Source organism: Sporosarcina limicola, from assembly GCF_014873855.1.
GTDB classification, from domain to species: domain Bacteria; phylum Bacillota; class Bacilli; order Bacillales_A; family Planococcaceae; genus Sporosarcina; species Sporosarcina limicola.
Genome location: NZ_JADBEL010000034.1, coordinates 1 through 14,367 on the forward strand (window position 1 = coordinate 1; position 14,367 = coordinate 14,367).

General features: G+C 37.2%; 16 protein-coding genes and 1 pseudogene. 12 read left to right on the forward strand and 5 right to left on the reverse strand.

Annotation, left to right across the window (positions count from 1 at the left end; translation table 11 throughout):
- The 3 genes from H4683_RS18565 to H4683_RS18575 form a co-directional block, all read left to right on the forward strand.
- Window positions 1-149 (forward strand): IS3 family transposase (locus H4683_RS18565; RefSeq protein ID WP_192600328.1); only part of this gene is annotated, 149 nt, incomplete at its 5' end.
- A 550-nt stretch (window positions 150-699) separates the two neighbouring features.
- Window positions 700-1,887: an ATP-binding protein gene (locus tag H4683_RS18570; RefSeq protein WP_192600329.1), complete on the forward strand. Its 1,188-nt coding sequence runs from the start codon at window positions 700-702 to the stop codon at window positions 1,885-1,887.
- Between the two features lie 19 nt (window positions 1,888-1,906).
- Window positions 1,907-2,710 (forward strand): PD-(D/E)XK nuclease domain-containing protein, encoded by an 804-nt coding sequence (locus H4683_RS18575; protein ID WP_192600330.1) that lies wholly within the window; start codon window positions 1,907-1,909, stop codon window positions 2,708-2,710.
- 131 nt (window positions 2,711-2,841) lie between these two features.
- On the opposite strand, the gene H4683_RS18580 is transcribed toward H4683_RS18575, so the two are convergent.
- Window positions 2,842-3,303: an OsmC family protein gene (locus H4683_RS18580; protein WP_192600331.1), complete on the reverse strand. Its 462-nt coding sequence runs from the start codon at window positions 3,301-3,303 to the stop codon at window positions 2,842-2,844.
- A gap of 328 nt (window positions 3,304-3,631) precedes the next feature.
- Here H4683_RS18580 and H4683_RS18585 point away from each other — a divergent pair, with 328 nt between their 5' ends.
- The 9 genes and pseudogenes from H4683_RS18585 (at window position 3,632) to menC (ending at window position 12,141) form a co-directional block, all read left to right on the forward strand.
- Entirely contained in the window at window positions 3,632-4,201 is a 570-nt protein-coding gene (locus tag H4683_RS18585) for a helix-turn-helix domain-containing protein (protein WP_192600332.1), read from the forward strand.
- A gap of 382 nt (window positions 4,202-4,583) precedes the next feature.
- A complete protein-coding gene (dctP, locus tag H4683_RS18590) occupies window positions 4,584-5,693 on the forward strand; it encodes a TRAP transporter substrate-binding protein DctP (protein WP_192600333.1) in 1,110 nt (369 codons plus the stop codon).
- Window positions 5,694-5,784: 91 nt separating this feature from the next.
- Window positions 5,785-6,297 carry a TRAP transporter small permease subunit gene (locus H4683_RS18595; RefSeq protein ID WP_192600334.1) on the forward strand — a complete coding sequence of 171 codons (513 nt, stop codon included), beginning with the start codon at window positions 5,785-5,787 and terminating at the stop codon, window positions 6,295-6,297.
- A complete protein-coding gene (locus H4683_RS18600) occupies window positions 6,294-7,607 on the forward strand; it encodes a TRAP transporter large permease (protein ID WP_192600335.1) in 1,314 nt (437 codons plus the stop codon). The genes H4683_RS18595 and H4683_RS18600 overlap by 4 nt, the downstream gene beginning before the upstream one ends.
- A gap of 48 nt (window positions 7,608-7,655) precedes the next feature.
- Complete coding sequence (dapA, locus tag H4683_RS18605) at window positions 7,656-8,549, forward strand: 4-hydroxy-tetrahydrodipicolinate synthase (RefSeq protein WP_192600336.1); 894 nt, start codon at window positions 7,656-7,658, stop codon at window positions 8,547-8,549.
- A gap of 18 nt (window positions 8,550-8,567) precedes the next feature.
- Window positions 8,568-8,798, forward strand: coding sequence for an aldehyde dehydrogenase family protein (locus H4683_RS18610; protein ID WP_420826587.1), 231 nt, complete (start codon window positions 8,568-8,570; stop codon window positions 8,796-8,798).
- A pseudogene (locus H4683_RS18615) lies at window positions 8,773-8,951 on the forward strand (aldehyde dehydrogenase family protein); the annotation flags it as partial. The gene H4683_RS18610 and the pseudogene H4683_RS18615, both read left to right, overlap by 26 nt.
- A 263-nt stretch (window positions 8,952-9,214) precedes the next feature.
- On the forward strand, window positions 9,215-10,558 hold the full coding sequence (locus tag H4683_RS18620; protein ID WP_192600338.1) for an AAA family ATPase: 1,344 nt from the start codon (window positions 9,215-9,217) through the stop codon (window positions 10,556-10,558).
- Window positions 10,559-11,031: 473 nt separating this feature from the next.
- On the forward strand, window positions 11,032-12,141 hold the full coding sequence (menC, locus tag H4683_RS18625) for an o-succinylbenzoate synthase (protein WP_192600339.1): 1,110 nt from the start codon (window positions 11,032-11,034) through the stop codon (window positions 12,139-12,141).
- Window positions 12,142-12,192: 51 nt separating this feature from the next.
- Here menC and H4683_RS18630 read toward each other — a convergent pair whose 3' ends face one another.
- The 4 genes from H4683_RS18630 to modB form a co-directional block, all read right to left on the reverse strand.
- Window positions 12,193-12,594, reverse strand: coding sequence for a type II toxin-antitoxin system death-on-curing family toxin (locus H4683_RS18630; RefSeq protein WP_192600340.1), 402 nt, complete (start codon window positions 12,592-12,594; stop codon window positions 12,193-12,195).
- A gap of 11 nt (window positions 12,595-12,605) precedes the next feature.
- The gene (locus tag H4683_RS18635; protein ID WP_192600341.1) at window positions 12,606-12,872 is read right to left on the reverse strand and encodes an AbrB/MazE/SpoVT family DNA-binding domain-containing protein; all 267 of its coding nucleotides are present in this window, start codon (window positions 12,870-12,872) and stop codon (window positions 12,606-12,608) included.
- A 131-nt stretch (window positions 12,873-13,003) separates the two neighbouring features.
- Window positions 13,004-13,642, reverse strand: coding sequence for an ATP-binding cassette domain-containing protein (locus H4683_RS18640; RefSeq protein ID WP_192600342.1), 639 nt, complete (start codon window positions 13,640-13,642; stop codon window positions 13,004-13,006).
- Window positions 13,643-13,659: 17 nt separating this feature from the next.
- A complete protein-coding gene (modB, locus tag H4683_RS18645; RefSeq protein WP_192600343.1) occupies window positions 13,660-14,352 on the reverse strand; it encodes a molybdate ABC transporter permease subunit in 693 nt (230 codons plus the stop codon).
- Between the last annotated feature and the right edge of the window lie 15 nt (window positions 14,353-14,367).

A 14,367-nucleotide genomic window follows, 5' to 3' on the forward strand; every position in this document is an offset into this window, starting at 1 on the left:
GCACAACCTACACGGATTACGAATCAGCAAGGCTGGCACTCTTTCACTATATCGAATCATGGTACAACCGGAAACGGATTCACGGAGCAATTCAATACATGACGCCGCAGCAACTAGAAGACTCTTGTCGTAGCAATATGGCCTCATGATTTGAAGAATAATTGGGTTGTCGTAGTAATTTGAATAGTTGGCAAGTTTAAAGTCTACACTCAATTCCTGTATCCAGAGAAACTAATTAAAGGTGTCTATTTCGCTAATTGATTTCTCTGGATATAGGATATTCATTGAGTTGATGCCTGTTTGAAAAAGACTTAACTTTATTGTGTCCATGGTATTGACTTAGAACCATCCATCAAAGGTAGTTATAATGTGGAATTGTTAATCTCATTTGAAGGACATGTAAATTTATATTAATAGTGTGTGAAGAATTGAAAAGGCTATTCGGCAATCGGATTCACAGCTAATCACTCATATAACTTTAATCTAAAAATCTTAGTCAACTAGACTGTGGCTGGGAAGATTCATAAGTGCAGTGAAGAAAAATCAGTACTAATGATCTAGTCTATATAAATCCTATGTGTTAAATAAAACTAAATTGAACATAAATATATGTTAAAATGATTAAAAGGTATTAATATGTTTAAACCTATCTGAAAAAGTATAAAGTATAGAACAAAGAGATAAAAAGGGAGTGGCTTCATGATTAAACTTTTAGCTGAACAAGTTTTTAAACCAGCTTCATTTCCGGAATATACGTATGTATCAAGGATGTCAGAAGATATTAATGTAGATTATGAAATCAGACTAAAGCAGGCTTTAAAAATATCAGGGTGTTTAACATCGATAATAGGGCCTTCCAAAATGGGGAAAACCGTCTTATGTGAGAAGGTGATTGTTTTTGAAAATTTAATAGAAGTAACAGGTGTAGACTTTAGTGATAAAAATGAGTTTTGGAATATTATTGGTGCTAAAGCGGGGTTGCCGATTAGTGGGCAATTTTCCGAGATGGAAAGGTTTACAGATCTTAATAACCAAAAAGAGGTTAACAAGACCGAGAAATTTATTTTGAATAAAGATGGGGTTATCAATCATTTTAAAGAGAATGGTTTAGTTTTGGTATTAGATGATTTTCATTATGCACAAGAGGAGGTTCAGCTGCATATTGCACAACAATTAAAAGATGCAATCAGAAAGGAATTTAAAGCCATTGTTATATCATTACCGCATCGGGCAGACGACGCAATCAGAAAAAATGCTGATTTATCGGGTAGGCTAAGCTTAATAAATATAGAACCTTGGCGGGAGGAAGAGTTGGAAGAAATCGCTAAGAAAGGTTTCAAAGAATTGGGAATAGAAATACAATCTGACATTGCGAAGAAAATATCGATTGAAAGTTTGTCTTCTCCTCAATTAATGCAATATATTTGTTTGAGTATTTGTACTTTATTGGATTCAGATAATGAGAAGATAATAGAGGTTCCCGAGAACATCTTAGAGTCAGCTTATAAATTTACAACTATCAATTTTGAATATAAAGATGTTGTTAAAGTCCTAAAAGAAGGCCCTAATCCAAGGGGGAAACAAAGAAATACATTTGATACAAAATCAAAGAAAACGTTAGATATATATGGGTTAATCGTTGAAGCTATAGCTGATAATCCACCGTTAATGGGATTGACTATTGATGATATTAAAAATAGGATTGATAGTTTGTTGATTGATTCTGTAAAGAAGCCAGATAAACAATCAATTAGGGAGTCATTAAATAAGCTACAAGCCATCCTTGATGAAAAAGACAATATTTATAGGGTTTTTGAATGGAAAGATCACAAAGTACACATAGTAGACCCGTTATTCCTTTTCTACCTAAGATGGGGAAAGCATTAATAAGAATGGGGAGCTTATTATGAAAATAAGAAAGAGCCAACAAGAATCTATTGACAGGATTCAACAACAGATTACTAGACTTAGTGAAATCAAAGATAGTAATTTATTGAAAGCTTTATTAAAAGATATTGAGAGAGAATTAGAGGGCTTTTTGGGTGCTAAGATGGTATCTCGTTTTAAATTGGAGACCGTTTATCAAGAAAATGAGTTTTCAGTGGTTGCTACACAAAAAAGTCTTGAAAAAGCACAAAAAAATGCGGTATTTTTTTTAGTTAACTTGCTTAGTGAATTTGAAATAAATTCCAATAAAACGGGATTTAATGATGATGATTGGCTCACTGAAGAAATAGCACTTTGCATAATAAGAAGAATATTAAATAACTTTTACTACCACATAGAGGCAATGTATGAAGCCAACGTACATGGTAAGGCTTTTATAACAAAAGAAAAATTAGATGGAATAAAAATAGGCAATGAATATGATGTTCAGCGAATTCTTTATTCACTTGTTAAACCAGTTTTCCCTGAGGCAAGATTAGAAGTCACTGATGACACAGGATATGGTTCGATTAGATATGATATTATTATTGACAAATATAATACTGTTATAGAAGTTAAATGTTCAAGGGCTTCTATGACTAAGAAAAAACTAACAGAAGAAGTTGCTTCGGATGCGTTTCATTACAAATACGCAAACATATTTTTCTTCTTATATGACAAGCATAAGATTATAGATAATAAGACAGCCTTTATTGTCGCATACAGTAAAATTTACAATGATAAAAAGATAGAAACGGTTATTATTCAGCCAATAAGCCTGTAATAGTTCGCACTTACTTAGCTCGACTAACTCTTCTAAAATGAAGAGAACACCCCAGCCAATAAAACTTTTGGCTAGGGTACTGTTTTATATAGTGTATAGTCATGTTGTATCTTGGACAAGAATATACAAAACTATTTTTTAGTCCACTTAACCTCAACGGAAATTCCTGCATCTACGAATAAGTTATAGACAGGACATCTTCGTTCAACCTCATTTTTTAGTATAGCTAAAGCCTCATCCGATTCTGTTGTTTCTATTTCGAGTGAGAAACGAACCTTCTGAAAATAAGTTTTCACATTTTCATCGCCCATTAGACCTCTAACATCGACGATACCCGTCGTTTCAAAGGAGATATCGGTAAATGTAAATTTTTGTTCTGCTGCGATAAGTGGTATCATGACTGCTTTGCAGCCATTCAAAGCGGCGGCAATATATTCAAGAGGGGTTCCGCCAGCATCTGTTCCTCCTAACTCGGTGGGTTCATCCATCAGAAAATCTTCGAAGTGACGAATCGTATTTGTAGAACAAATTCCGTCCTCCCACTTTCCCTTTGCTGCCATTTTCACAAGCGAACTTTTCTTTGAAGTCGTCATTTAACATCCTCCTCATATAATCACAACTATTCTGATAGGTATTATGATGTAAAAGAAATAGAAAGTAAAGAAAATAGATAATAGCGCACTCGACACATTCAATGGGTAAGTATAAAAAAATACTGAAGTCAATTCTATTAACTAATACATCATAAGTAATAGAGTCATGTTAGAATTAGTCGATGGAAAGCTAAAAGTCTCCCCATAATTGAGTGATCATTAAAAAGAATCACGGTTACCTCATGAGAATGCCTCGTTGATAGTTGAGAGATATGCCGAATTATTGGTATAATGGCGTAAGATTTTGAATAAATTAGGAGGAGTTCATATGAATGATAAAATAGGAGATAGCATTAAAGAATTAAGACTTAACAAAAGAATGACCCTAAGTGAGGTGTCAAAAAAGAGTGGATTATCAATTAGCTTTTTATCGCAGGTCGAACGTTTTAAAAGTTCAGTCACATTAACTTCACTGAAAAAAATTTCGGAAGCTCTTGATGTAAATCTAAGTTATTTCTTTCATACTAATGTCGATCAAAGCCCAAGTATTACTAGAAACAAAGAACGAGAGGAGCATAATTATCAAGATATGAACTTCAAGTTTTCTAATTTATTGGGCAACTTTCAAAATCCAGTATTTGAACCAATTATTGCAACATTGTTACCAGGTGAAAAACAAAGGAAGCCATACTCACATAAAGGACAGGAGTTCTTATATGTATTAGAAGGTACATTAACTGTTATTTTAGATGATAATGAGCATCTTTTACACTTGGGTGATAGTCTTCATATTGACTCAACAACACCTCATACCTGGTTCAATGCTTCTGAAAAGCCGGCGAAGTTGTTAATTGTTGCAACGTTGGCTGAAGGTGGCATGATGAATAGATTTCATTGAAAATTATTTTCCGACTTACGTATTGCAACATTTTAAAAATAAGGTCCACTTCGAATTTAAAGCAATTGAACTGTAGCTGTTTGGAATGAAGAAGTGGATTCATTTTTTTAAAAAGTAAAACCTTTTATCAAAATAATGTTGACAATGAAAAAATCACAACTATAATTAACTGAAGAGTAAACTTTTTCATAGTTATCGGATTATTAGGGAACTAGTAATGGATACTAGACATTGTATTTTCCCCAACTATTTTTTTTGATTCAAAATTGAAGTGGAGGTGAAAAAAATGAAGTGAAGGAGAAAGTTTATGCGGAAATAAGTTGCCTAATGCATTTATTGAAACAGGTAACAAGTTGTTGAATTAGATAGAGGAGGGTAATTCATGGGATTTTTTAAAGGAAAGAAGAGAAGGAACTCTGGAATTGTAATCGGTTTCATTATTGCGACGTTAGTAATGATAGTCTCGGCATGTTCGCCACAAGGTGAAAGTGGGAAAGTAAGTAATGGGAAAGTTTATAAGTGGAGGATGGTTACACATCAAATTCCAGGTACGTCCAGATATGATGGAACCATTTTGCCTTTTGTTGAAGCAGTGAAAGAAGCTTCCGGTGGCAGATTAATTATTGAACCGTATGGTGCGGATAACTTATTCCCTTCAACAGATACTTTTGATTCTGTTAAAGATGGTGTAGTTGAAATGGCTGCAATTTATACTGGATTTTGGACAGGGAAAGATCCTATATTCGCCCTAGGTGGAGGAACAATGCCTGGAGATCCGATTCAAGGTTTTGCAGAGCATTACTACCGATCTGACAAATTGGAACCATTGATTAGTAAAGTCTATGAAAAACATGGCATTAAAAATTTGGGGTCATTTGATTATGCACCAGAAGAAATATTGCTTTCAGCTACCCCTATTCGTTCAATAGATGATTTCAAAGGTAAAAACATCAGAGCAGCAGGGATTGCAAGTATCTATTACGGAAAATTAGGCGCATCGGCAATCTCATTATCACCTCCAGAAATCTACACGGGGCTACAATTGGGAACGGTGGATGCTGCTGAATATAATGATTTTCTTGTGAATAAAGAGCTAGGGTTACATGAAGTTACAAAATATGTGATTGAACCAGCTTTACATGTTGGACCAAGTTCTGATAAAGAACTAATTGTTAATCCGAAGGCATGGGAGTCTCTTCCTGATGACTTGAAAGCTATCGTGATGACTGCAAGAGACGAAGCTAGATATAACTCGGCAGTCGCTTACGGCGTAGAGAACCAGAAAGCGAAGCAAGAGTGGTTAGATAGTGGTGTGGAAATTATTCAATTACCTGACGCGGACGTAGAAGAAATGAGGAAAGTGGCATTTGACTTGCTTCTTGAATACAAAAATGAAGGTGCTGCGAGTGAAGAGTATATTAATGCCTACGCAGAAGTGTTATATGATCTAGGCTATGTAGAAGATGCAAAAAAGCTTGGTTATACCCGTTAAAGAACAAAAGTCCCGTCTTGTTTTTAACTAAAATAGGGCGGGAATTTAAAAAACTGATAAATCAAATCCAAATAGAAGTGGTGAGATTATTATGAGAAGAATTTTGGAAGTGATAGATAAAATCTCTTATTGGTCTGGAAAAATTGTTAGTTTTTTGATCATACCGCTTACCTTAGTTATTTGTTATTCCATTGTGATGAGGAAGTTTTTTTCAAAAGCTCCCGATTGGGGATTTGAGGTACCCATCTTTCTATTTGGAATAGGAATTATGGTGGCTGGTGCTGAAGTTCTTCGTGTAAATGAGCATATATCAGTAGACGTTATTCCGAGGCTTCTGTCAGCAAAAGCGCAAGTAGCATTGAAGATATTTTCAGCATCAATAATAATTATTGTATGCCTGTTTATGGCCGGCCAAGGATATAAATTGGCGTTGAGTTCTACTTTGATAAATGAACATTCGTCTCATCAAAGTTCTTTTAATCCTCCGATATGGTGGTATAAGTGGTTCATACCTCTTTCGGCAGTATTAGTTCTTTTGCAGGCTATTCGCCATTTGGTCGATGAAATACTTGTACTTCTAGGAAAGGAGACTGAAAATAAATGATTCTTGAATATGCGCCAATAATAATGTTTCTTCTCTTGTTTCTATTACTTTTCCTAGGAGTACCTATTGCTTTTTCTTTGAGTTTTACAGGCCTTGTATTTGCTTATTTTTTGTGGGGAATACAGAGTACGAGTCTTTTGACGAGTGCCGTCTGGGGTGTAATGAATAACTTTACGCTTATTGCAATCCCTTTGTTCATATTTATGTCGATATTATTGGAGAAGTCGAATATAATTGCCGATCTTTACGAAACGGTTTATAAATGGTCAGGCGGTTTAAGGGGTGGCTTAGCAATAGCGACAATCTTGGTTGGTGCTATTATTGGAGCAATATCAGGCGTAGTTGCAGCCGGAGTAATCGGTTTAGGTTTGATTGCATTGCCACAGATGCTTAAATATAAATATCAGGAAAACCTAAGTTTAGGCGCTGTTATGGCAGGTGGAACTTTGGGTCAACTTATCCCTCCAAGTTTGAATATGGTAGTTTATGGTGCGATTACTGGCGTTTCCGTTACAAGTCTTTTTGCAGGTGGGTTGGGTACGGGAGTTTTCCTTGCAGGCTTGTTTATTGTCTATATTCTTGTTCGTTCATTGCTCCAAAAAGATTTGGCTCCAGCACTTGAAAAGGAAAAAAGAGCAACATGGGAAGAGAAATTTAAATCATTAAAATCTATTATTCTACCTATGGTTTTGATTTTTGTTGTATTAGGAGCAATATTTACCGGAACTGCTACTCCGACAGAGGGTGCTGCTGTTGGGGTTTTAGGTACAATAATCATTAGTTTAGTTACTAAAAGGCTTAGTTTCAAAGGATTCCAAGATTCTTTAACAGCAACTCTGAAAATGTCAGGGATGGTCGGCTGGATACTTGCTGGGGCAGCATGCTTTAGTTCGGTATTCTCAGGTGTGGGCGGAAATCGATTAGTCGCAGATATGGCCCAAGCTGCACCAGGTGGTAAATGGGGAATTCTTGTATTCTCTTTAGTATTTATAATCATTTTAGGGATGTTTTTAGAAACAATGGCATTGATTATGTTGGCAGCACCTATCATATCACCATTAATTGCCGACGCTGGATTTGATCCATTATGGTGGGGGATTATCTTTATGGTAGTTCTACAATTAGCCTACTTGACACCGCCATTCGGATTTGCAATATTTTATCTGAAGAGTGCAGTGGGTAATAAAATTCCAATAGAGAAGATTTATAAAGCCACAATTCCTTTTATTATTCTACAGCTTATAGCGGCTATTGTATTTATAGTTTTCCCGGATCTAGCTCTATGGTTACCCGGGTTATTAAAAAAGTAAGAGCAATAGAAGATGTATCATTAACATAAAAATTAGGAGGAATTTATAATGGTAAAACTTGAAGGGGTATTCCCTGTACTAGTTACACCCATGTTGAACGAACAGGAAATTGATTGGGAAGGTTTCAAAAATAATATCGAACACTTCATCAATGAAGGCGTAGCAGGTCTTGCCATCAATGGAAGTACAGGTGAGTTTGTCAGCTTGACGAAGGAAGAGCGTTTTAAGGCAGTTGAAGTCGCGGTTGCGCAAGTGAATGGACGTATTCCACTTGTTGTTGGAACGGCAGCGGAAACGACGGCAGATGCGATTGAGTTTACACAACAGGCTGAACAAGCTGGTGCAGACGCTTCATTGTTAATTAACTCGTATTATTCACATCCGAAAGAGAACGAAATCTATGAACACTTTAAAGCAGTTGCAGAGTCTGTTAAATTCCCGGTTATGATTTACAACAATCCATTCACATCTGGTGTTGACATCAGCACGGAAACGATTCTAAAAGTCGGACGTGACGTTGAAAATATTACACATATTAAAGAATCAAGCGGTGGAATCGGCAAGGCACGCGATATCGCTCGACAAGGGGCAGGTTTCATTAAAGTATTCTGTGGTTCTGAAGACCTTGCTATTGAATCATTTCTAGTTGGGGCAACCGGATGGATTTCTGTCTCAGGTAACATTGCACCAGGTCTAGTGACAGCTATGTACAATCATGTTCAAAACAATGAAATGGATGAGGCATGGGCACTTTACGACAGACTTCTGCCACTTTGTGAGTTTCTTGAAGGATCTGGAAAATACGTTCAAATTGTTAAACGGGCGATGGATTTACAAGGTTTGGCAGGCGGACCTTGCCGTAGACCGAGACTGCCATTGAATGAAGAAGAAGATGCAAAGTTGAAAGCATTGCTCCAAAGCTTGGAAGCAGTCAAAAACTAAAAGGTGGAGCGTTGAATGATGAAAATAACAGATTTAAAATTGAAGCCGAAAGTGCAAATATTCTTGGATGAAAACGTGGGATTGTACATTGACGGAAACTATGTACCCGCTCGTAGTGGGACAATGTTTGACGTCATCAATCCCGCCACTGAAGAAGTCATTGCCAAAGTGAGTGAAGCGCAAGCTGAAGATATCGATATTGCAGTTGCAGCAGCGGATCGTTCACATCTTATCTATACTACAAGCTAGGACCGTTTGGATCAACGACTTCGGACTTGAATGGGAAACAATGTGTCGTTCGGCGGCTATAAACAATCTGGAATCGGTCGTGAGATGGGTGGAGAATACGGGTTGGAAAACTACACATTAGTGAAAGGTGTATTCGTAAATAGTAAGCAGTAACCAAGTTAATATAAATAGAAAAGACTCCCAACCGATTTCCGGTTGGGAGTCTCATTCTCTACCATCATTCATCAGATGTGATAAGCGTTTCTAATTCTATGAGTGACTAGAACCGAATAATTAGTGTTTACTCTGTCGATACTGAATGATAAGTAGCCAGAAGTGTGAATGTATATTGTCATAATGAAAAAAATTCACCCAAATGGCTCATAGTAAAACGTGGATATGCTATACTAAACGGTATCATCTTTAGGAGGATTGCAATGACAATTATAGTCAGGGTAACCGATGTTGAAATTAATCATTTGAAAAACGTGAAAAAGGGACAGTTCCAAACAAATTCACGTTTCGATACTTTGAATAAAGCGGACGTTGTGGGCTTTTATGGACAAAATGGCTCCGGAAAGACGGCTGTTGTCTATGCTTTCAAGCTGGTGAAAGCTTTGTTATCTGCAAATCAGCATCAAACACTTCCAGAACTAACCGATAATTTAATTTGCTTTAATGAAGAAACAATTCGTTTACAGTTTCAATTTATAGTTACAAATAGTTTTGGTGAGTTTTTCGTGAAGTATTCCGTCTGTTTAGGAGCCGGGGAAAAAAGACTAACTGTAATTGAAGAAGAAGTATCCTATAGGGAAAATGAGAAGAATAAACGATTTAAGATACTTGTTTTGAAAAATAAGAGTACGATTACCGTTCGTAACAAAAAAATGAATGAAATGAATGAAGCAGATAGGGTTGCTGTTATGTTCTCCAATAAAATGGCTTATGGAAATGCGACTTCTTTTGTATTCAGAGAAGAGTTATCGGAAACACTAGATTCCATCCTAGATGAATCAGAAGTTGAAATAATGAAGAATTTATCGGTCGATTTTAATCGGAATTTGCATGTCATTGATACGGTTCAATACGGTCTTCTTATCGCGAATATTAGTATGCCATTTAGCATTCATTTGGAAAATAAGCGTGGACATATTCCATATGAGATGCAGGATACAATGGTATTACCAATAGAATTGTTTCAAACGATTGAGCAAGTCATTCACCAAACAAATAGTGTACTTCAAACAATCATTCCAGGTCTACAAATAAAAGTAAGAGAGATTAACAAACAGAAACAATTGGATGGAGGTGAAGGAGTCCGTTTTGAGTTTCTTTCTAAAAAAGGTGAGGTTGAGCTGCCGTTAAGAAGCGAGTCGGAAGGTATTTTAAAAATTATTTCGATTTTAAGCACACTTATTGCTGTATACAACAATCCGAATGCGTGTGTAGTCATTGATGAGCTCGACGCGGGCATTTTTGAATATTTGCTCGGTGAGTTGTTAGAAGTGTTAAGTGATAATGGAAAGGGACAGCTAATTTTCACTTCCCATAATCTACGTATTTTAGAAGTCCTTCCAATCCGAAGTTTATGGTTTACAACACTTAATGAAATGGATCGTTATCTTCAATTAAAAGGTGTTAAAAAGTTAAGTAATGCGCGGGATATTTATTTACGCGCTGTCCAGTTAGGCGGACAAGACGAAGCGGTTTACGCTGAAACAAATCTATATGATATCAAAGCCTCGTTTAGAAAAGCAGGTATTCTACATGGAGGAAAGTAGGAAAAGGGTTGTTTTATTAATCGTCGAAGGAAATTCTGAAGAAAGTTTATTGTACAATCGTTTACGGCAACTTTTCGAACAACATGAAATACGTTTGGAAATCAACAGGGTGACATATTTTATGACTTAAGCAGAAGAACGAAATCAATCAAGAGTGTAATTGGAGATACCGTAAAAGCGTTTATGCTGAAAAATAAATTTAAAGCGGATGATCTATTGGCTGTCTTGCACGTCATTGATACTGATGGTTGCTTTATAACGGCAGACGATATTGTCATTGATGATACCCAAACTGGCTTAACTTTATACTGCGAAAATTCAATTAGCGTCCTGAATGAGAAGCAAAGGAAATTTATAGAAATCAGAAATGAACAAAGAAGCAACAATATTGACATAATGAAAACGCTAACCATGATTATTCTGAACGTTTAGATAAGTAATTGAATTCGGCGAATAAACAGAGGAGAACCAATATGATTATTAAAGAAATTAACATTCGGAAAATGAAAATGATGATGAAACATCCATTTACGACGAGTTTTGGTACGTTCCAAGAAAAAGAATTTATGTTGTTAGAAGTGAAGGACGAACTAGGGAATACAGGATGGGGTGAGTCAGTCGCATTCCAAACACCTTGGTATACTGAAGAAACACTTGGGACGAGTTTACATATCATTCAAGACTTCCTGATTCCACTTGTGCTTGGGAATGAAATCGAGCATCCGGATGAGGTAACTGAATTATTTAATGCTATTCGACGAAATAATATGGCGAAGTCGACAGTTGAAGGCGCAATTTGGGATTTGTATGCAAAGCGAAATAAAATGACGTTAGCACAAGCGCTGGGCGGAGATTTAGATAAAATTGAAGTTGGGGTTAGCGTTGGAATTGAGAAAAATGTAGCAGATTTAGTGGAGCGTGTTGGAGGTTTTATAAAAGAAGGATACAAACGGATTAAAGTGAAGATTAAACCAGGATATGATGTGGAAGTCATACGTGAACTCAGAATGAATTTTCCTGATGTACCACTAATGGCCGATGCAAATTCAGCGTATACGCTTGAAGATATAGATCTATTAAAGCAACTAGATGAATTTAATTTAATGATGATTGAGCAACCATTTGCTTCGGACGATATAATTGACCATGCGATTATACAAAAGGAGTTAACGACGCCGATTTGTTTGGATGAAAGCATTCATTCTCTTGAAGATACGCGAAAAGCAATTGAACTCGGCAGCTGCAAAATTATTAACATTAAAATTGGTCGTGTTGGTGGGCTAACTGAAGCTAAAAAAATTCATGACTATTGTCTGGCGCAGGGAATTCCAGTATGGTGCGGTGGTATGTTGGAATCGGGAATTGGTCGTGCGCATAATGTAGCCTTAACCACTCTACCAAACTTTATATTACCAGGGGATACATCAAGTTCATCACGTTATTGGGAAGAAGATGTTATTACACCAGAAGTTATTGCGATAGATGGTTATATTACGGTTCCCACGGGTTACGGGATCGGATATGAACCGAATATCGAGGCGATGGATAGGTATACGGTAGAAGAAATGAATTTTAAAGCTTAAACATAAAAATAGCTCGGTAAAGCGTGTACTATTGCGCTTTGCCGGGCTGTTTTATTTCAAGTGATTGTCATCGGAATGCTTTTGCAACCATTCAGTGATTAAAGTAAGAGAGGGTTTTTCAGTTACTAGATATACCGTGAAATCCTCTGCTTCTTTTTCGGAAGCCCTTAACTGACAGCCATTTAGTTTTAAAAATAAAAACGTTGCAGCAAAGCTTGTGCGCTTATTTGCATTATGGAATGCATGGTTCTGAGATAGGCTTGCGTATAAAGTTGCCGCCTTCTCCCAAATCGACGGATAGGCATCTTCGCCGAACAAGGATTGTTGCGGTCGGTTCAGTGCACTATCCAATAGAGTCCGGTCTTTCACCCCAATTGGTTCAGCTGGGGTATATCTTTTAATAACGAGGGCGTTTAGCATAAGCGCTTCTTTTTCGGTAATGAATCTAGTCATGATGCAGCGGATTATCTATCAGCAAGATTCCGCAAAGTGGTATCATAGTTTTCGAACAATTCCTTTACGCCATCAATGAAATCTTGATCGATTCCCTCTAATCCATCAAGATTCAGATTTGTGGTTTTCTTGAATGAAACAGTGCCATTCTCTTCTAGATGAAATTTTATGTCGTCCCCCTGATTTGCTTGAATATGACTTAGCACTTCAGCCGGGAGCGTAACGCCTAGACTATTGCCTACTTTAGTGATTTTTCTTTCCACTACTTTCACCACCATATCCATAATCCCTCCTTCTATCTTTAGCGTTTAGAAAGTATTTTAGAACAAGATTCAAATATATATTTATATTTTTATGTGTTATAACCATTATAACCGTTATGTTGTATTTGTAAACCATAATAAAAAAATCAGCCATATGTTAACATGGCTGATTTCAATTTCCCCTCATCCAAATACAAAATACGACTACCTAGTTTCTCCGCTTCCGAATGGCTATGCGTCACAAGGATGATTGGGATTTCCCAAAGCTTATGCAGTCTTAGCAATTCCTCATGACTTCTTGCGCGGGTCGCGTCATCCAATGCGGAAAAAGGTTCGTCCAAAAGTAAGAGATCGGGTTCTGTTGCGAGGGCACGTGCAATGGCTACTCGCTGTTTTTCCCCGCCTGAAATTTCGTTCGGGTATTTCTCTTCCAAGTGGTCAATTCGCAATTCCACCATCAATTCCTTCGCGAAGCTTTCAGACTTCATGCCATACGCGATATTTTTCCAAACAGTTAAATGTGGAAAGAGTGCGTAGTCTTGGAAGAGATAGCCGATCTTGCGCCGCTGAATAGGCACGTTTACTTTTTTTGCTTCGAATAAAGGACGATTATTCAGTTGAATGGAGCCGCTGGTTGCCTTTGTTAGACCTGCAATACAGTTAAGAATGGTCGTTTTTCCTGACCCGGATGGACCAAAAAGAACGAGGATTTCATCTTTGGTAACAGTAAATTCAATATCCAGGTCGAAATGGGCTAATTTTTTTTGAATCGTTACAGTAAGCATAATTGGCCTCCTTCGCACTACTCTTTACGCCGCTCGGAATAGCGCATCATGTTCCGTTTACTCCACCAGTTTAGCCAGAGGATGGCGCTAAAACCGACTAGGACAATAATTAATACCCAAAACTTCGCCATATCCATATTGCCAGATTCGACCGCGAAATAGATGGCTAACGGAATCGTATCTGTCACGTTCGGAATATAACCAGCGAGCATGAGTGTTGCGCCGAATTCACCTAGCGCACGGGCAAATGATAACACTAGTCCGGCTAACAATCCCGGCCAAGCGAGCGGGAAAGAGATAGTCCAGAAAACTTTCCACTTGGAAGCGCCCATTGTATAGGCAGCATTTTCAATTGTCGGGTCATAGTGCTTAAATGCCGCCGCTGCGCTTTGATACATGAGCGGAAAAGAGACGACGACCGCGGCAATGATGACTGCATACCAAGAGAAGACGACTTGGAAATCAAACCAGTTCTTAAGAATTTGTCCTAAAAATCCATTCTTACCGAAAAGATAGAGCAATCCGAAGCCAACAACGGTTGGAGGAAGAACAAGTGGCAATAAAATAACCGATTCGATTATACTTTTACCGTGAAAAGAATTTCGGGCCATCAAACGCGCCAACAATACACCGATGATGAATACGATTATGGTTGCGATTGCAGCCGTTTTAAAGGATAGCCATAATGGAGAAAAGTTTACGTCACTCATTGCAAATCACCTTAA